Annotated in this window: 17 protein-coding genes and 1 pseudogene; 13 read left to right on the forward strand and 5 right to left on the reverse strand. The window is 58.7% G+C overall.

Annotation, left to right across the window (positions count from 1 at the left end; genetic code table 11):
• Positions 1–26 precede the first annotated feature (26 nt).
• The 3 genes from IEX40_RS10630 to IEX40_RS10640 are packed head-to-tail and all read right to left on the reverse strand — an operon-like array spanning position 27 to position 2,811.
• Positions 27–1,103 (reverse strand): 4-oxalomesaconate tautomerase, encoded by a 1,077-nt coding sequence (locus IEX40_RS10630; RefSeq protein ID WP_188748048.1) that lies wholly within the window; start codon positions 1,101–1,103, stop codon positions 27–29.
• A complete protein-coding gene (locus IEX40_RS10635; protein WP_188748050.1) occupies positions 1,096–1,773 on the reverse strand; it encodes a 4-carboxy-4-hydroxy-2-oxoadipate aldolase/oxaloacetate decarboxylase in 678 nt (225 codons plus the stop codon). The genes IEX40_RS10630 and IEX40_RS10635 overlap by 8 nt, the downstream gene beginning before the upstream one ends.
• A gap of 30 nt (positions 1,774–1,803) precedes the next feature.
• On the reverse strand, positions 1,804–2,811 hold the full coding sequence (locus tag IEX40_RS10640) for an amidohydrolase family protein (protein ID WP_188748052.1): 1,008 nt from the start codon (positions 2,809–2,811) through the stop codon (positions 1,804–1,806).
• A gap of 217 nt (positions 2,812–3,028) precedes the next feature.
• Between IEX40_RS10640 and IEX40_RS10645 the strand changes: the two genes are divergently transcribed.
• From IEX40_RS10645 to IEX40_RS10680, 8 genes are all read left to right on the forward strand, one after another.
• Complete coding sequence (locus IEX40_RS10645; RefSeq protein ID WP_188748054.1) at positions 3,029–4,252, forward strand: LysR family transcriptional regulator; 1,224 nt, start codon at positions 3,029–3,031, stop codon at positions 4,250–4,252.
• Between the two features lie 229 nt (positions 4,253–4,481).
• A complete protein-coding gene (locus IEX40_RS10650; RefSeq protein WP_188748055.1) occupies positions 4,482–5,435 on the forward strand; it encodes a Gfo/Idh/MocA family oxidoreductase in 954 nt (317 codons plus the stop codon).
• A 109-nt stretch (positions 5,436–5,544) separates the two neighbouring features.
• Positions 5,545–6,540 carry an aldo/keto reductase gene (locus tag IEX40_RS10655; protein ID WP_229680706.1) on the forward strand — a complete coding sequence of 332 codons (996 nt, stop codon included), beginning with the start codon at positions 5,545–5,547 and terminating at the stop codon, positions 6,538–6,540.
• Positions 6,541–6,630: 90 nt separating this feature from the next.
• Positions 6,631–7,653 (forward strand): TRAP transporter substrate-binding protein, encoded by a 1,023-nt coding sequence (locus IEX40_RS10660; RefSeq protein ID WP_188748057.1) that lies wholly within the window; start codon positions 6,631–6,633, stop codon positions 7,651–7,653.
• A gap of 25 nt (positions 7,654–7,678) precedes the next feature.
• A complete protein-coding gene (locus IEX40_RS10665; protein ID WP_188748059.1) occupies positions 7,679–8,191 on the forward strand; it encodes a TRAP transporter small permease in 513 nt (170 codons plus the stop codon).
• Positions 8,188–9,474, forward strand: coding sequence for a TRAP transporter large permease (locus IEX40_RS10670; RefSeq protein ID WP_188748060.1), 1,287 nt, complete (start codon positions 8,188–8,190; stop codon positions 9,472–9,474). Before IEX40_RS10665 ends, IEX40_RS10670 begins: the two co-directional genes overlap by 4 nt.
• A 61-nt stretch (positions 9,475–9,535) precedes the next feature.
• Positions 9,536–10,447, forward strand: coding sequence for a helix-turn-helix domain-containing protein (locus tag IEX40_RS10675; protein WP_188748062.1), 912 nt, complete (start codon positions 9,536–9,538; stop codon positions 10,445–10,447).
• A gap of 74 nt (positions 10,448–10,521) precedes the next feature.
• Positions 10,522–11,313, forward strand: coding sequence for an IclR family transcriptional regulator (locus IEX40_RS10680; protein WP_188748064.1), 792 nt, complete (start codon positions 10,522–10,524; stop codon positions 11,311–11,313).
• 122 nt (positions 11,314–11,435) lie between these two features.
• On the opposite strand, the gene IEX40_RS10685 is transcribed toward IEX40_RS10680, so the two are convergent.
• Positions 11,436–13,184: an FAD-dependent oxidoreductase gene (locus tag IEX40_RS10685; protein WP_188748065.1), complete on the reverse strand. Its 1,749-nt coding sequence runs from the start codon at positions 13,182–13,184 to the stop codon at positions 11,436–11,438.
• 93 nt (positions 13,185–13,277) lie between these two features.
• Positions 13,278–14,111 (reverse strand): shikimate dehydrogenase family protein, encoded by an 834-nt coding sequence (locus IEX40_RS10690; protein WP_188748067.1) that lies wholly within the window; start codon positions 14,109–14,111, stop codon positions 13,278–13,280.
• Positions 14,112–14,379: 268 nt separating this feature from the next.
• Between IEX40_RS10690 and IEX40_RS10695 the strand changes: the two genes are divergently transcribed.
• The 5 genes and pseudogenes from IEX40_RS10695 to IEX40_RS10715 all read left to right on the forward strand — a co-directional run.
• Positions 14,380–16,101: an FAD-dependent oxidoreductase gene (locus IEX40_RS10695; RefSeq protein ID WP_188748069.1), complete on the forward strand. Its 1,722-nt coding sequence runs from the start codon at positions 14,380–14,382 to the stop codon at positions 16,099–16,101.
• Between the two features lie 12 nt (positions 16,102–16,113).
• The gene (locus IEX40_RS10700; RefSeq protein WP_188748071.1) at positions 16,114–16,731 is read left to right on the forward strand and encodes an NIPSNAP family protein; all 618 of its coding nucleotides are present in this window, start codon (positions 16,114–16,116) and stop codon (positions 16,729–16,731) included.
• 63 nt (positions 16,732–16,794) lie between these two features.
• Positions 16,795–17,613, forward strand: a complete 819-nt coding sequence (locus IEX40_RS10705; RefSeq protein ID WP_188748073.1) for a sugar phosphate isomerase/epimerase family protein — start codon at positions 16,795–16,797, stop codon at positions 17,611–17,613.
• A 289-nt stretch (positions 17,614–17,902) separates the two neighbouring features.
• A complete protein-coding gene (locus IEX40_RS10710; RefSeq protein WP_188748074.1) occupies positions 17,903–18,895 on the forward strand; it encodes a tripartite tricarboxylate transporter substrate binding protein in 993 nt (330 codons plus the stop codon).
• 83 nt (positions 18,896–18,978) lie between these two features.
• A pseudogene (locus IEX40_RS10715) lies at positions 18,979–19,173 on the forward strand (hypothetical protein); the annotation flags it as partial.

Genomic DNA, 19,173 nt, shown 5'->3' on the forward strand with positions numbered 1-19,173 from the left:
TAATTATTTATCGTGAGCAATTGCTCTTAATTCTCATGCGCGAATACCTGGCCGTCGAACAGCTTGCGCGCGGTGCGCAACAAGGCCGCCGGGCCCAGTTTTCCGGCCTCATCTACTTCAAGTATTACCGTCATCTCGCCGATTGGGTGCTCCACCGCCAGCGTCTTGCGCGCACCCTCCGGTATGGTCGCCACTGCCGCTGCCGGCGAGCCGGTCAGCACGGCCGCGGTGGCCACGCTGACCGCGCCGAGCACCCCGATGGAGGCATGGCAACGGTGCGGTATGAAGGTGCGTGTGGAGAGCGCTCCGCCATTTGTGGCGGCGCTGACCATGGTCATCTTCGGTACCGACTTATCCTTCACATCGCCCAGATTCATCAGCGGACCGGCTTGAAGGCGGATCGACTCCAGCCTGGCGCGCAGGCCGTCGTTGGCTTCCAGCTCCTCGCGGGACTCAGTACCGCTGATCCCCATGTCGCTGGCACGCATGATCACCACCGGCATGCCGTTGTCGATCAGCGTGACCTCAACACCATCGATCAGGTCGACGGTGTTGCCGGTGGGCAGCAGCGCGCCACAGCTGGAGCCGGCGGTGTCGGCGAAGGTGATCGGTACCGGCGCGCAGTGCCCCGGTACACCGTCGATGCGGGCATCGCCGACATAACTGACCTTGCCGTTGGGCGTGCAAACTCGTGCGGTGGCGATCTGCCCGGTGTTCTCCATAAAGATACGTACGTCGGTTTCACCGTCGTTGGCATCGACCAGGCCGCGCTCGATGGCGAAGGGCCCGACACCGGCGAGGATGTTGCCGCAGTTCTGCGCGTCGGTGACGATCGGCTGGTCGACAAATACCTGCAGAAACAGATAGTCCACATCGGCATCGTCGCGCTCGGAACGCTTCACTACCGCCACCTTGGCGGTCAGCGGATCGGCACCGCCCAGGCCATCGATCTGGCGCGGGTCGGGCGAGCCCATTACCCGCAGCAGGAAGGCATCGCGCGCCGCGTTGTCGGCGGGCAGATCCTCAGCCAGGAAGTACCCTCCTTTAGAGGTACCGCCGCGCATCCACATGCAGCGGATCCCTTCAGCGAAGGAGTCAGACATACTTCAGGCCCTTCTCTTTCAGGCGCGGGCGCATGTCATAGATATCCAGACCCAGCTCGCCGTTTGCCATACGCACGCGCTTGGCCTCTTCCAGCTCCATACGCTTACGTGCTTTCTCCAGCACCTCGGCCGCGTGCTCACGGCGCACAACAACAACGCCGTCGTCGTCGGCGACAATCACATCACCCGGATTGACCAGCTCGTCGGCACATACCAGCGGTACGTTGACGGAGCCTACGGTCTCCTTGATGGTGCCTTCGGCAAATACTGCCTTGGCCCATACCGGGAACTTCATCTGACGCAGGTCGCGGGTATCACGTACGCCGCCGTCGATCACCAGACCGACCACGCCGCGAGCCTGGGCGGAGGTAGCCAGCAGGTCGCCGAAGAAGCCGTGTACGGACGGCGAGGTCGGTGCGAACACCATCATATCGCCCGGTTTACACTGCTCGATCGCTACGTGCATCATCCAGTTATCGCCGGCGGCGCCGGAGATAGTGACAGCAGAACCGGCTACCGCCACGTCCTGCTGAATCGGGCGCATGTAGTGGGCCAGCAGACCGACGCGGCCCTGCGCTTCGTGAATGGTGGCAACACCGCACTTGGCCAGGCCGTCGATCACCGCTTGGTCGGCGCGTTCGATATTCTGTACGACTACTGTCTCTTTCATCTTCTTACCCCTGAATTCCTGTCTCTGGCCTCAGACCTTCATACGGCTGAACACGCGGCGCGCGTTGCCTTCGAAGATCTGCTGCTTCTGCTCTGCGGAAAGTACGGTGTTGCCGTCGATATAACGCTTGGTGTCATCGAAGTAGTGGCCGGTTTCCGGGTCGATACCGCGCACGGCACCGATCATCTCGGACGCAAACAGGATATTCTTGGTCGGGATGATATCGAGCAGCAGATCGATACCGCGCTGATGGTAAACGCAGGTGTCGAAGTAGATGTTGTTCAGTACGCGCTCCTCGAGATCGAAGCCCTGATCCAGGGCCAGACCGCGGAAGCGACCCCAGTGGTAGGGAACGGCACCGCCGCCATGCGGGATGATGACCTTCAGGGTCGGGAAGTCCTTGAACACGTCGGACATCATCAGCTGCTGGAAGCCGGTAGTGTCTGCACCCAGATAGTGTGAGCCCGTGGTGTGGAAGCAGTCGTTGCAGGCCGCGCTGACATGCACCATCGCTGGGATATCGTACTCGACCATCTTTTCGTAGATCGGATAGAAAGAGCGGTCAGCGAGGGAGGAACCATTCCAGTGACCACCGCTCGGGTCCGGGTTCAGGTTGATACCAATAAAGCCCATCTCCTCGACGGTACGCACGATCTCCGGCACCGACTTGGCCGGATCGACACCCGGCGACTGCGGCAGCTGGGCAACTGGCACGAAGTTCTGCGGAAACAGATCGCAGACACGGCGGATCAGATCGTTCTGGTGCTCGGTCCAGAACTGGCTGGTGTGCTCGTTGCCAATATGGTGACCCATCCAGCTGGCACGGGGCGAGAAGATGGTCAGGTCGGTGCCACGCTCCTGCTGCAGGCGCAGTTGGTTCTTCTCGATCGACTCGCGAATCTCGTCATCGCTAATGACAATGCTGCCCTTTTCGCCAACGAAGTTCGGGTCTTTGGCGACCGCTGCTTTCTGCTTATCACGGTATTCACCTACCTGAGGCGGTGTAGTGGTGTAGTGGCCATGGCAGTCGATTATCATTGCTGGAACCTTCTTATTTACACTTGTTAGAGGTTATAGCGGCCCGGCGAACGCCTACCGCGCTGCACCGGCATCACCCGTAATCCAGGCACTATTCCGCTATTGACATGGCTACAGTATTGTCCTGCCCCTGTAAGTTGGCTATTTCAATTTCGCCGAAACCCTATTAGATTTTGATATAGCACTTAACAAGCACCGATACAGGAGGCGATCTCTGATGCAGCTTGTCATTCCAAACCTGAGACATCTGCGCGTATTTCTGGAGGTCGCCGACTGCAGAAGCATCAGCCAGGCTGCGCCGAGGGTTTTTCTCTCGCAACCCGCCATTACCCAGGCGATCGCCAAGGTGGAAAAAATGCTTGGCACGGAACTGTTTGAGCGACACACAGACGGCATGTATCCAACGGCCGCGGGCAAGGTCTGGTATAACCGCATCCAGCGCTGCATCGACTACATTGAGCAGGGTGCCCGCGACGCCCTGCGCAACAGCCCTGCACGCACGCAAAGCGCACAGACCAACATTCTGCCGATGCTGACCACCACTCAGTTACGCGCACTGATCGCGGTAACGGAGGCGGAAAACTTCAGCATTGCCAGCCGTAACCTGGGCATATCCCAATCGTCGCTACACCGCGCTGCACGTGAGCTGGAGCAGCTGCTGGAGGTACGTCTGTTCGAAAAGACCAGCACCGGAATCAGCACCACCAAGGCAGCAAAAGCGCTGGCCCGGGCGGCCAAACTCGGCTTTTCGGAGATCCATCAGGGGTATTTCGAGATCAGCGCGCTGCAGTTTCGCGAGGTGGGAAAAATCGTCGTCGGCAGCATGCCGCTGGCGCGCACCTCGATCCTGCCCAATGTCATCAACCGCTTTGCCAAGGAGCATCCGGATGTTGGCATCAACATCGTCGATGCCCCCTACAACGACCTGCTCCACCATCTGCGTCACGGCGATATCGACTTCCTGATTGGGGCTCTGCGTTTCCCGACACCGGTCGACGATATCGTTCAGGAGCAGCTGTTGGCACCACCGCTGGCGATCGTCGCCCGTCGCGGTCATCCACTCGAGTACGAGCAGAACCTCGATCTGAAGACGCTCGCACAATATCCCTGGGTCGTACCCCGGAGCGGAGCCCCCACTCGCACATATTTCGATACCCTCTTCAGCGAGAACGGCATTCCGATTCCTACCGGACTGGTGGAAACCAGTTCGCAAATACTTATTCGCGAACTGCTGCTCGGCAGCGACCGCCTGACACTCATATCCAGCCATCAGATAGAGCATGAACGCGCCCTTGGTCTACTTCGAGTGATCCCCTTCGCTCTGAGCCACACAAGACGGCCCATCGGCATTACCATGCGCCGAAACTGGCAAGCCACGCCAACGCAAAAAGCCTTCCTCGACATGCTGCGTGAGGCTGCGCAGAACTATGCCGACCTCTGACATCTTGAAAACGGATTTCAAAAATTGAATACCCCAAATGGTTATTCAATTATCCAACCCGGGTAGCCGGTGCTAAATTGAATACACTGAAAACGAATAGCACTGGCCTTTTTTCTATCCGTTGACCGGCTCCAGCAGCCTCTCAGCCCAGGAATAGAAGGGCCACGCCCCCTTTTCCCGCTGCGCCGGGTATAAGGTTTAGCGAATCTACATGAATGGAGAGAGGATAATGAGACTTTGTGTGGCAGGCGCGTCAGGCGCATTCGGCATGAAACATATGGATGCCATCAGCGCAATCGACGGCGCTGAAGTGACCTCTGTTGTCGGCACCAAAGAGGATGTGATCCGCGAGTTCGCCAAGGAGCGGGGTGTCGGTCACTACACCACCGATCTGGCCGAAGCCCTGGCTCGCGATGATGTTGACGCGGTGATCCTGGCGACTCCGACCCAGCTGCACGCCTCTCAAGCAATCCAGTGTCTGGAAGCCGGCAAGCACGTCATGGTCGAGATCCCGATGGCGGACAATATTGAGGATGCCCGCAAGCTGGTGGAAACCCAGCAGCGTACCGGCCTGGTCGCCATGGCTGGCCACACCCGTCGCTTCAATCCGAGCCATCAGTGGATCCACAACAAGATCATGGCCGGCGAGCTGAAGGTTCAGCAGATGGACGTTCAGACCTACTTCTTCCGCCGCACCAACAAGAATGCCCTGGGTCAGGCGCGCTCTTGGACCGATCATCTGCTGTGGCACCATGCCTGCCACACTGTCGACCTGTTCCAGTATCAGACCGGCGAAACCGCCAGCCGGGTTCAGGCACTGGAGGGGCCGATCCATCCTGAGCTGGGCATCGCCATGGATATGAGCATCGGCATGAAAGTGCCGGGTGGCGCGATCTGCACCCTGTCGCTGTCCTTTAATAACGACGGTCCACTAGGCACCTTCTTCCGCTATATCTGCGATAACGGCACTTACATTGCCCGTTACGACGATCTGTTTGACGGCCACGACAACAAGATCGATCTGAGCGGAGTGGCGGTATCGAACAATGGCATCGAGCTTCAGGATCGCGAATTTATTGCGGCGATTCGCGAAGGTCGAGAGCCCAATTCCAGCGTTGCGCAGTGTCTACCGGCAATGGAGACCCTGAACAAACTGGAGCAGTGCCTGCAGGCCAACGCCTGATTCAGCACTGCACCCTTGGGAGCCTCGGCTTCCGGAGCCAGCCTTCCCCCGGGCTGGCTCAACTACCACCAACAGGGTGACTCGAGCACGCGATACGAGGTCAGAACTGATGGCAACCGCTCTGAACAACTACTTTAACAGCCCCGGTATCGGGCTTGGCTGCATGAATCTCTCCCACGCATACGGCTTGCCGCTGGCGGAACCGGAAGCGATCAATGCCCTGCACGCCGCTTTCGATATGGGCTATCGCCACTTCGACACGGCTACCCTGTATGGCGGTGGCAAAAACGAGACACTGCTCGGTAAAGCGCTGAAAGAGAAGCGCAACTCGCTGTTCCTGGCCAGCAAGTGCGGCATGGCGATCAGTCAGGAGAGCGGCAAGAAGGAGATCGATGGGCGTCCCGACACGCTTAAGGCCCAGTGCGAAGCCAGCCTGCGCCGCCTGCAAACCGATCATATCGATCTTTACTACCTGCACCGCCTGGATCCGAATGTCGCCATTGAAGAGAGCGTGGGCGCTCTGGCCGACCTTGTAGGCGAGGGCAAGATCGGTGCTATCGGTCTGTCGGAGGTATCAGCGACTACGCTAGCCCGAGCCCAGACGGAACACCCGATTGCCGCACTGCAGACCGAATATTCGCTCTGGTCGCGCAATGCCGAGATCGCTGTGCTGGAGGCGTGCAAGAACAGCGGTACCGCATTCGTGGCATTTAGCCCATTGGCACGCGGCTTCCTGGCCAACGGCCTGCGCGATATCTCGGCACTGGAGCCCAAGGATATCCGCAACAACATGCCCAGGTTCGATGCGGACAACTATCCGCAAAACCTGCAGCTGCTGGATGAGTACCTGACACTCGCAGAATCCGCTGGCTGTACTCCGGCCCAGATTGCGCTTGCCTGGCTGCAATCACGTGGTGATCACGTCCTACCGATTCCCGGCACCCGTTATGTGGAGCATATGGAGGAGAACCTGTCGGCGGATACCGTCCGGCTGGACAGCGACACCTTGGCCAAGCTCGATAACCTGATCAACCAGAACACCGTTCACGGTCCGCGCTACAGCAGTGCCCAGCAGGCCGAGATCGACACCGAGGAGTTCGCCTGAACCGACGGCGGCTCTCAAGATAATCGCTAAACATCTAATAACGCTAACTAATACAAAAGCAATAACGATAACGACACGAGGCGAACACAAATGAAAAAAGCGCTCAAGGCGGCAGCACTTGGCACCCTGATTTCAGCAGCGATCAGCGCCCCGGCTCAAGCGGCCGACTACACCCTCCGATTCGCTCACTTCTGGCCGGCGGTATCGTCCGTGCACAAGGATGTATTCGAAGCCTGGGCGGAGTCGGTCAGCAAAGCGTCTGACGGCCGTATCGAGGTGCAGATCTATCCCGGTGCCACTCTGGCCAAGCCTCCGGCTCAGTATGACGCTGTGGTCAACGGCATCGCCGACATGACCACCACCGTGCTGGGCTATACCGCCAACCGCTTCCCGCTGACGCAGATCGTCGAACTGCCGGGCGTGGTAAAGGATGCTCAGCAGGGTTCCTGCGTAGTCCAGAAACTGTATGAAGAGGGGCTGGTTGCCGATGAGTTCAAGGAAACCCATCCTCTGTTCCTGTTTACCCATGGCCAGGGCCACCTGAACCTGACCGAGAAAGTGGTCAAGGAGCCGTCCGATCTGGCTGGTCTGCGTATTCGTCGCCCTACCGCTGTGGTCGGCAAACTGCTTGAGGGGTTGGGTGCTCAGCCTGTCGGCATGCCGGCACCGGAGTCCTATCAGGCGATGCAGCGCGGCGTTATCGATGGTGTCGCACTGCCCTGGGAAGGGGTTAAATCCTTCCGTCTGAACGAGCTGGCCAACACCCATACCGAGGTCGGCGGTCTCTACAGCCTCACCTTCATCGTGACCATGAACAAGCGTGCCTACGACAGTATGCCGGATGACCTGAAGAAGGTGATCGACGATAACGCCGGCATGGTCTGGGCCAACAAAACCGGTCAGGTATTCGACCGCATCGACGTCGAAGGCCGCAAGGATGCCGTTGCTGCAGGCCATACCATCGTGAGCATTGAAGGTGGCGCCGAGAACCCGAAATGGAAGCCTGTACTGGATGCAGCGACCGACAGCTACCTGCAGGAGCTCGAGGACAAGGGGCTGCCGGCACGCGATGTTTATAAGCGTACGCTTGAACTGTCCGCACTGTGTCAGTAAAGCCTCGTTCTAAGCGGAGTTTGTGATGAAACCGATTACACGCCTGGTGGACGCGGTCAGCTCCTATATGCAGCTGGTCAGTGGCCTGCTGCTCGTGTCGATGATGGTGACGGTCCTCGCGGACGTCACCTCTCGCGCCCTATTCAGGATGACCGATGGTAGTCTCGATATAACCTTCATTGGAGGCATCGAGCTGGTCAAGTTCGGCCTGCTGTTCACCGTACTGTTCGCTCTACCCTACTGCGTCGACAAATCCCAGGTCGTGGTCGATCTGTTTACTGAGAAGCTGACAGATCGGAAGAAGGCCTGTTTGGAAAGCATCTATTTTGTCGGCTATGCGGTACTGGGAACCGGCATGACGCTGCGCTTTTACCATGCGATCGGTAACGCGGTAATGAGCGGCGAAACCACGCAGGATCTATTGATCCCGATGAACTATATCTACGCGCTGACAACCTTCGCTACCGCGGTGCTCGCCATCCGTTCAATACTGGTTGCCAAGCAGCGTCTGTGCACAGCTATGGGGTTTAACGCATGAGCTCATCAATGATAGGACTGGTCTGCATCGGACTGATGCTGGTCATGATGGCCCTGCGCGCACCTATCGCGCTGTCGATGGCAGCCATCGGATTTTTCGGCTTCGCCTGGATCATCGCCTTTGATCCGGCCATGGCGATACTGGAGAGCGGTCCGTTCGAGACCCTCTCCAACTACAGTTTCAGCCCGATCCCGATGTTTATCATGATGGGTGTATTCGCCTCTCGTGCAAAAATGTCAGATCAGCTGTTCTCCGGTGCTCGAACGTTGTTCGGCGCCTGGCGCGGCGGTATCGCCCTGTCGGCGATCCTCTCCTGCGGTATCTTCTCCGCCATCTCCGGCTCATCCGTTGCGACGGCGGCCAGCATGTCGCGAGTTGCCCTGCCGGAGATGAAAAAGCACGGCTATGCCGACTCTCTGGCCACCGGTACGCTGGCTGCCGGCGGCACCCTGGGCATCATGATTCCGCCTTCGATTGCATTGCTGCTCTACGCACTGATCACCGAACAGTCGGTGGGCGACATGTTCATCGCCGGCCTCATTCCGGGATTGCTGGGCCTGGTGCTCTACTGCGTCACAATCAGCATTATGGTGAAGTGGAAGCCGGAGTTGGCCACCCCCGGCGAGGCCACCAACTTCAAGGAGAAGCTGGTCGGCCTCAAGGGGCTGATACCGTTCACCGGTGTCTTCGTGATCATCATCGGCGGCATCTATACCGGCCTGTTCACACCGACCGAAGCTGCGGCCATCGGCGCCTTTGCAACGCTGGTGATCGCCATCGTGCGCGGCATGAACCTGGAACAGTTCCGTGAGTCATTGCAGGAGACCCTGGTTACCTCAACCATGATCTTCTTCATGATTATCGGCGCAGAGATATTTGGCTACTTCCTTAGCGTATCGCGGATCTCGTTCGAGCTGGTGAGCTTTGTCGACAGCCTGCACATGACCCCCTTTGCGATACTGATCAGTGTACTGATCCTGTTCATGCTGCTGGGATGCGTCATGGACAGTATCGCCATGCTGCTGCTGACGGTCCCGGTTGTCTATCCGCTGATCGAAGCGGCGGGCTTTGACCCTGTGTGGTTCGGTATAATTGCCGTTATCACCGTGGAACTGGGGTTGATCACACCGCCGGTAGGGATGAACGTCTTCGTTATCAAGGCGTTTGCGCCCGATATCTCGATCGGCTCGATCTACAAAGGGGTAATGCCCTTCGTCGTCTCCGATATCGTGCGCCTGGCACTGATCATCGCCTTCCCGATTCTGGCGCTGGGGCTGGTCTAAGCCCAGCTTGAGAGCCGGCCGGGCGTCCACCGACGCCCGGCCCATCGACAGGTTGAAGCGGATGAAAGCAACGGCGATAGGTAAACGCTCCTCCCGAGGAATCTCCAACTACGCGTTGTACAGCGAAGCGCAGTCGGCGGACGACCCGGAATTCATCCATATCGAGGATATCCGCAGTCGCGCACGCCTGTTCGACTGGACCATCAACATCCATGTTCATCCGCGCATGTACCAGCTGATCTACGTGCGTAGCGGCCATGTCCGTATCCATATAGACGGCGAAGAGCGGACCGAACAAGCCCCCTGCATCATCACCATCCCGCCATCGGTGGTGCACGGCTTCGAGTTCGGCCAGGAGAACACCAACGGCTCGGTAATCACCGTCTCCCAGCTCGTCCTGCTGGATGAGCAGTTCCAACGGGATTTTCCCTTCGGCGACGAAATTCTGCGCACTGCCCAGGTGTTGTCACTCAAGCGCCATCCCGAAGATACCCGGGTCATCGAACAGATCATAGCCCAGCTGGAAGAGGAGTACCGGGACAGCCGTACCGGCAAGAAGCAGATGTTCGAGTGGCTGCTCTACGCGCTGCTGTTAAAGGTGGGGCGCCGGCTCCATGCCAGCCATCGAACCCGGGAAGAGGATCATTACGAGCAGCTTTACCGTCGTTTGAGTCAGCTGGTCGAGCAGCACTACCGGGAGCACAAACCGGCAACCTTCTATGCGGAACAACTGCATACCACGACCACCTCTTTAAACCGCGCCTGTTCGGCAGTCGCCGGTAAAAATGTCAGCGAGCTGCTGCACGACCGCCTGACGCTCGAAGCGCAGCGGATGCTGATCTACTCCTCTGTCCCCGTGTCACTGATCGCCTATGACCTGGGCTTCGGCGACCCGGCTTATTTTTCGCGCTTTTTCAAACGGCGAACCGGCGTGGCGCCCAGCAGCTTTCGCGAGATGCGCGACCGAGGCTGAATCAAACCTTGCATTATCGGGATGCTTAAGGCCAAATACTGAACATCGTTCAATTTTGCACGGATAATTCGTTCATGGCTACCAGCCTACTGCAAAGGGCCCTCAACGCGCTCGAACTGCTCTCCACCGCACCCGGTGGCCTGACGCTCGGCGAACTGTCACAACAACTCCCAATGCCCAAGGCAGGTGCCAAACGTCTGCTGAATGAGCTGGAGCAGCTGGGATATGTTGTCTATGACAACCGCTATGACCGCTACCTGCTGACCACTCGATTATCCGCCTTGGCGATGCGTTATTTGGCTGACCGAGGCGCCAATGATGTGGCTCAGCCCCATCTGGATAAACTCGCTGCCGAGTGCGGAGAACTGGTACGCCTGGCGGTGGCCGAGGGCCCGGGCCTGAGCTTCGTGGCCAAGGCCCAGGGGATGCGAGCCGGACTTCGTTACGACCCGGAACCCTACGAGAGGGTGCCGCTCTACTGCACCGCCACCGCCTTCGCCTGGTTGTCCGCTTTCGACGATGACGAGGCACTGGCAAAAATTGCAGCAGACGGCCCAATGGATAGCACCCTGCGAGGCCCCAACCTGCCGGCCAGCCCCGCTGAGATCCTGCCCTACCTGCATAAAACACGCGAACAGGGCTACTGCTACGTCTGCGATATGTCGGCTCCGGGAATGGCTGCGCTTGCAGTGCCGCTGTTCGATCGCGCCGGATCGCATTGCATAGGCTCGCTGGTGATCGGTGCGCCTACGGCCCGACTGGCTGAAGATCAGGTCCACCTGCATCTGCATGCACTTAAAGAGAGCGCGTATAACCTGAGTCAGCTCAGCCATCTGTCGGAGTATTTGCGCCATGCGCCGCTATAGTCACCGCTGAGTTCTCACCGATACGATAAAAAAAGCGCGCCAAAAGGGCGCGCCAAAGGTGATACCCGACACAGCATGTAAGGCCGGGCATAACGGAGGGCCTCCCCTCCTGTGCCAAGCGATCAAGCCATGGCTGACTTCTCCGACGCATCGAACTTCAGCCGGCTGCGGGCGACCGCGTGCCTGGCAGCCAGGTAACCGAACACGATACCCGGCCCAATGGTGATACCGGGACCAGGATAGGTGCCGCCCATAATCGAATTCAGATCGTTTCCCGCAGCGTAGATACCTGCGATTTGAGTACCATCTGTCGTAACCAGCTGCGCATTCTCGTCGGCCATGAACCCCTTGGCGGTACCGATATCGGCGGGATAGAGCTCAATTGCATAGAACGGTGCGGTCGCGATCGGCCCCAGTGTCGGATTGGGACCATGCTCCGGATCACCATTAGCCCGCTGGTAGATGGTTTCGCCACGGTGGAACTGGCTATCCACCCCGCTCTTCGCAGCCGCATTAATATGCGCAATGCTGGCCTGAAGGTTTTCCGGCTGCATGCCCAGCTTCTGTGCCAGGGCGTCGATAGAGTTCGCTTCGATCAGGTAGCCATCCCGAATGTACGGCTCAAGCTTGTCGCCACCGAGTCGCACCAGGCCGAGCCCAAACTTCTGAATCGCCGCTGCATCAGTAATGATGTAGGCGGGGTTTGCCGCTCCGCCGCTGTTCAGCATCGCCTTGCCGAATTCGTGGTATGAGAGACTCTCGTTGACGAAGCGTTTTCCCTGCTGGTCGACACAGACCGTACCCGGCTTGCTGCGGTCAAACACGAAATGGGGGAACACCGCCAGACTCTCATCCTTGCGCCGCCGGATTGAACAGGGTGCCCAGAACGCGGGTTGATCCTCAGCGTCACCATAGAAGGCCCCGAGGGTTTCCACCAGCCGATGTGCTGCACCGGTGTGGCCCGGTGCCGTCGGGCTATAAGGCGGCATACCCTCCGGGTAGAGCGCATCCCGCTTCAACGGATCCCGGCCAAAGCCGCCACTGGCCAGCACGACGCCGCCATTGACGATTACCTCCCGTGAGATCGCGCCCTGCTTAAGACGCAACCGATGACGCCCCTGCCCCATCGGGGTGATCTCGGTCAGTTCGGTTTCGACACTGATATCGACACCCAGCTTCAGCGCCGAGGAGAGCATACGCGCGATCAGTGCGTGCCCCATGACACTGCGTGCCGGCGCACCGTGAACAAGCCTGTCGTAGGCATAGCGCAACACCAGCTTGACCGTGTACAGGAAGGATTTCGGTGACTTGAAGCGGTTGAGCAGATGACCGATATCCTCACGATTGATCATCATCCCGCCGAGCACCGTAAACTCCGGAATCGGTGGTCGCATCAACTTCAACTGAAGGCCCAGATGACGAGTCACAAAAGGCAGCGGCTCCAGTGCGCGTCCACAGCGTGTCGCGCCCTCCAGGTCCGCCATATAGTCGGGATGAAAGGTACACTTGCGGAACGCCACATCGGTGTTCGCGGTCAGGATACGGATCGCCTCCGGCCCGGCCTTTAGAAACGCCTCTCGCATCGCCTTTGGCGCATGCTCGCCGACCGCGCGGTCGAGAAAAGCACTGACATTCTCATAACTGTCTTCGCCCTGCTCGGCATACTGACTGAGGGGTACCCAGGTGGTACCGCCGGACAGTGCCGAGGTACCGCCCAGATAGGGGGTACGTTCGACCAACAGCACTCGCGCGCCGTCCAACGCTGCGTACAGCGCCGCCGCCATTCCGGCGGCGCCCGCACCGACCACCAGCACATCGTACTGGGTATCGTTCTCCAGCCCATGAATGAATTTTTTGGCATCAGCTGCCATCGCCCAACCTCCTGCAGACGCACTCCGACGTCGCCTGCTCGATCAAATAATTACCTCGGAAATAGAGGCCCGTTTGTACTCAAGCAACGACGTTCAGTCGATCGCCTCCCCCAACAGAAAGCGCGTCATCAGTGTCTGTACGCCACGATACATATCGGCACCGGTCTGGGTACCGCAGCCCAGCGCCTGAGCGGCCTGCAATAACCGTGTGACCGGTGGTTTGGTGATCACATCGCCGACGAACATGCTGGAGCTGAGGTTTTCCGCGACCACCGGAATGGGATCGGACTCGCGCATCCCACAGGGCGTCGCGTTGATCACCACATCCATACCGGCGGGATCCGCCACCGGTACCGCGCGCAGCCGGTCAGCCCAGGGCGACAATCGCGCCAACAACGATTCCAGTCTCTGCCTATCAAGTTCGAACAGATGCAACTCGCTGACACCGGCCAACAGCAGCGCATGTGCGATGGCGATACCCGCACCACCGGCACCGACCAATAGCGCCCGCCTGCGCTCAAGCACGCAACCGTTCTCATGCAATCCGGCTACGTAACCGGCGCCATCGAACATATCGCCGTACCAACCACCCGTATCGGTGCGGCGGATGATGTTCACCGCGCCGAGCAGGCGGGCACGCTCGGAAACCTCATCGCAAGCCTCGAAGGCCGGAATCTTGTGCGGCACAGTCACGATAATCCCGCTGACGTTGGGCATGCGCCGCATCAGGCTGAAAAACTCGGCACAGTCTTCAGGCAATACATGGCACGGGACGATGATGGCGTTGCGCCCATTAGCCTGCATCGCCTCCGTCATGCCTGCCGGAGAGCGTACCTGAGCAATTGGGGAGCCCACGATCGGAATCAACTCAGTGGCTCCATCCAACTGAATGCTCAGTTTCTGCACGCCTGCATCAATAGATGTCATCTCAACTCTCCGCAAAACTACTTATTTTTCAGAATCTTATGCCTTTAAAAAGCCACCAGATCCCGGGATCTGCACCGAGGCCCGGCAACCGCGAACGATTTGAATAATGATATATTATAGAACCTTGTTCAAGTTTTTAGTTTTATTCCATTTTGAAGCATGTTATCTTTTTTTCATAAATCGCAGCCACGTAGCACCTCCGCGCCAATGACGACCAATTGGGCGATGGCGAAGGAGGCATCGGTAAATTCAAGAAGTAGAGAAAAAGATGAGCATTGAACGGACAGAGTGTGATCTGCTGGTGGTGGGTTCCGGCGCCTCCGGGCTTGCCACTGCCGTACGCGCAGCCTGGCTGGGACTCAAGGTGATCGTGGTCGAGAAGGAAGCCGTATTCGGCGGCAGTTCGGCCTGGTCCGGCGGTTGGCTCTGGATACCGCGCAACCACCTGGCCCAGGCTGCAGGTATCGTCGAAGACAAGGCGCTACCCAAGGGATACCTGGAAGCCGAGCTGGGTGAACAGTTCGATGAGGCCCGAGTCGATGCCTTTCTCGATGCAGCCCCGGAGATGGTTCGGTTCTTCCACGACAGTACCTCCCTGCAGTTTCTGCCCGGCAACGCAATTCCCGACTTTCACGGTGACCAAGTCAATGCTGGCACAGGTGGTCGTAGTGTGACCGCCGAACCCTTCGATGCCCGCGCACTGGGCAAGACGGTCAAAAGCTTGCGTAAGCCTCTGCGCGAGATCTCGTTCTGGGGAATGGGGATAGCATCCGGCCAGGATCTGGCGCACTTCCTTAAGTTCCTGCGCGCGCCGAGCTCCACCTGGTATGTCTGCAAGCGTGTCACCCGTCATCTGTTCGATCTGCTGTTCCATCGTCGAGGCATGACGCTGGTCAACGGTAACGCACTGGTTGCGCGACTGGCCAAATCCGCATTGGATCTGGGGGTCGACCTGCGTCTCTCTACCTCGGTTCTCGAGTTGAACCGTAATGCCGAGGGGCGTATCGGCTCGGTAAGCCTGCGGCAGAAAGATGGCACACCGCTAACGATCGATATCAAGGGGGGCGTGGTGCTGGCCTGCGGCGGATTCCCCCACGACAAAAAGCGTATTAAGGCGCTGCTACCACATTGCCCGACCGGTACAGAACACTATTCGGCGGCACCGAAAACCAATACCGGCGATGGTCTGCGTTTAGGCGAAGCGGTCGGTGCCTGGATCAATACCGGCCTGAAAGCCGGGGCTGCCTACGCGCCGGTATCTCTGGTCCGTCGTCCGAATGGCGAGATCGCACACTTCCCTCACCTGCTGGAGCGCGCGAAACCCGGCGTCATTGCGGTACTGGCCGACGGCCGACGTTTCGTCAACGAGGCGGGGTCGTACCACGACTATACCAGCGCACAGCTGGACGGCACCGAGCCGGGCAAGCCCTGCCTGTCGTGGCTGATCTGTGATCACCAGTTCCTGCGCCGCTTTGGCCTTGGCAACGTCAAGCCCTTCCCCTTGCCCTATTCCAGCCACCTTCGTAGCGGCTACCTAAAACGCGGCAACACACTTCGCGAACTGGCCGAGCTGTGCGGTATCGATGCCTTTGGGCTGGAACAGACCCTGGCCGAGTACAACCGCCATGCACGACAGGGAGAGGATCCCCGGTTCGGACGTGGCGGCACCCTCTACAACCGCATCCAGGGTGATGCGGAAAACCAACCCAACCCCTGCGTCCGTCCGATCGAGAAGGGACCTTTTTATGCCGTACGTATCGAGCAGGGCAGCCTGGGTACCTTCATGGGGATGCAGACCAACCAGCATGCCCAGGTGCTGGATACCGAGAAACAACCGATCGAAGGTCTCTATGCCGTCGGCACCGACATGGCCAGCATCATGGGCGGCACCTATCCGGCCGGAGGTATCAACCTCGGCCCCGGTATGACCTTTGGCTATATCGCGGCGAACCACGTCGCATTACAACTGCAATCGAAGAACAGGATCTGAGGAGTCATCACGATGCTACGTTATGAAATCGCGACGCTGACCATCTATATGGGCACTACCGCCAAAGCCGCCGAGGCGGTCAAAGCTTACACCGACTCGGGCGAGAGCAAGGGCACCCTGCTCGGCTGCTGGTTCGCCGATATAGGCCAGTTGAACCAGCTGATCATCTTCCGCGGCTTCGACAGCGTCGATGAGCTGGAAGCCGAGCGCGAAGCCGTTCGCCGCAGCAGCAATCCGTTCGGCTGCGCGGAGTTCATGACCGATATGTCGCTGGAAAGCTATGCACCCTTCCCCTTCCTGCCACCGGTATCCCCGGCCGAAGATGGTCCGATCTATGAGATCCGCACTTATCAGCTCAAGCAGGGCGGCCTGGAACCGACTATCGCGGCCTGGGAGAAGGCAGTACCCAAGCGCAGCGAGTTCTCACCGCTGACGATCAGCATGTTTGCAGTCGATGGCAGCCAACGTATCACCCATATCTGGCCCTACAAATCGCTGGAGGAGCGCACCAAGGCGCGTACCGAATCGGTCAAGGCCGGTGCCTGGCCCCCGGTGGGCGGACCTGACTGGCTGGAGCTGGATATGAAATCCACCGTAGCGGTGCCGACTGCGGTATCCCCGCTGAAGTAGGTTCGCCACTTGGCAGCTCGGCGGAGCGACCTCCGCCGTCGCTGCTCTTTTACGGAGACTGCGATGTCAAATTCACGCTCTTATGCCCTCGGCCCACTCACCGTACTGGAACTCAGCGCACCGGAGGTTATCTCTGTTGCCGCACGCGCCGGGTACGATGCCGTCGGGCTGCGCCTGCTACCCTCCACACCTGGCGGTATCTACCATCCGTTGATCGAGGATAAGCATCTGCTGGAGCACACCCTCCAGTGCATGAACGAGACTGGAGTCCGGGTGTTCGATCTGGAGATAGTGCGGATCAACGAGCAGTTCGACCCCAATGGCTATCAGGCCTTTCTCGATACCGGTGCCGCACTGGGCGCGCAGTGCATTCTGGTGGCCGGTGACGATCCGGACCTATCTCGGTTCAGCGACAACTTTGCCGCATTCTGCGATGTCTGCCTGCCCTACGGCATGAAGCCCAATCTGGAGTTCATGCCTTGGACCGAGGTGAAGGATCTGCGACAGGCGATTAATATTGTGGCGTCACTCGAGCGTTCCAACGCCGGTGTATTGATCGATGCGATCCACTTCGACCGCTCCAACAGTCTGGCAAGCGATATCGAACAGATACCGATCGAACAGCTGCACTACGCCCAGATCTGCGATGCGCCGGCGGAGAAACCAACTAGTGAGGCGGAAGTGATTCGTGCAGCGCGAGAGGAACGGCTAATACCGGGAGAGGGTGGCATAGCGCTCGAAGCGATTTTCCGTCGCCTGCCGAAAGCGCTGCCGATCTGCGTCGAGATTCCATCGCCGCACCTTGGTGACGCCGAAAACCGAGCCCGCGTAGCGCTGGAGGCGACCAAAGCCTGGTTTGCCCGTCATATAGACCATCTATAGCGACAAACACCAGCTGAAAACCTGGCGATCTGGAATCAAGCAGTGACTACCTCAAAAACTTATATCGGAGAGGAAAAACCAACTACCAATACAACTACCAAAAACCTATAAATAGGATTATCCAGTTTAGATATTACTTATTAAATATTAATAGATCCCCCGCTATCTTGTTGAAATCGATCTACGATATCGATTGAGAAAGCGGAATCTGCACCTAAACTGAAACAGGAGCGACGCCCGGTGCGCGCGCCGCCCCCTTGAGGGGTTTCAAAAAACGGAGTGACTAGAGATGAAGAAAACAATAATAACCGCCCTTGCCGCCCTTACCCTCTCGGCCACAGCAGCTGCCGAGTTCCCCGAAAAGGATCTGCAGGGCATCATCCAATGGGGCGCTGGCGGATCAACCGATACCGTTATGCGCTCGGTAACCCCTCATGCCGAGGACATTCTGGGTCGCGATATCATCATGACCAACAAGACCGGCGGCGTCGGCGCCATCGCCACCAAATACGTCAATGCCATGAAAGCCGACGGCTATACCCTGCTGATGGGTGCCGAGAACCCGCAGATGTACAAGGTGCTGGGGCTGGCCGACATCGATTACGGCGACATGATTCCGATCAACGTGCTGGCCCGCGGCATTCCGATCTTCGTTGCGCGCAACGATGCACCGTACAACAACATGAAAGAGCTGGTGGAGTATGCCAAGGCGCATCCCGGCGAAGTCAAAACCGGCTCCACCGGCCCCGGCGGTCTGACCTCTATTGTCCTTGCAATGCTCAAGGCTCAGACAGAGGTCGACTTTACCGGAGTGCCCTATGATGGCGACGGCCCTGCGCTGACCGCGCTTCAGGGTGGTGCTATCGACGTCATGCCTGCCGTACTTGGTGCCGCTATCGAGCACGTCAAAGCCGGCCGCATGAAGGTGATCGGTCTGGTCGACACCCAAGCCAACCCGCTGCTGCCGGATACCGCACCGATTACTGACACCTTCCCCGGCTTCAACAGCTACCTGCCCTGGGGACCGTTCTTCGGCGTCTTCGTCAAACAGGGCACACCTGACGAAGCGGTCGAGAAGCTTGTTGCCGCTTATGCGAAAGCTGCCGAGCACCCTGACTTCAAGGATCTGATGGATAAGCGTGGCTTTACCATCATGAGTCTGTCCGGTGACAGTGCGAAGCAGTTCCTCGATAACTACCGTTCCGTTTCTTCCTGGATCGTGTATGACGGCGGCTTTGCCAAACACTCTCCGGAGGAGTTCGGCATCAAGCGCCCCGAGTAATCCAAACCGGGAGCCGGGCAGCCCGCCCGGCTCCACCGGTTGACCACCGGCCAACCGACTATAACTAGAGTGAATTCATCACCATGCCTCATTCCCAGCATAGCTATACCAAACCCGGTGAAACCCTGTTCGGGTTCCTGATGGTGATTCTCAGCGTGTTTCTGTTCTGGCAGGCCTACAGCATCGCCGGCTTCGAATCCCTGAGCTCGCCCGGCGCCTTTCCGCTGGCCGCCACGGCACTGATGGTGATCACGGCCTGTATCGCCTGCGTGCAGAAC

Source organism: Marinobacterium zhoushanense (assembly GCF_014641945.1).
Taxonomy (GTDB): domain Bacteria; phylum Pseudomonadota; class Gammaproteobacteria; order Pseudomonadales; family Balneatricaceae; genus Marinobacterium_D; species Marinobacterium_D zhoushanense.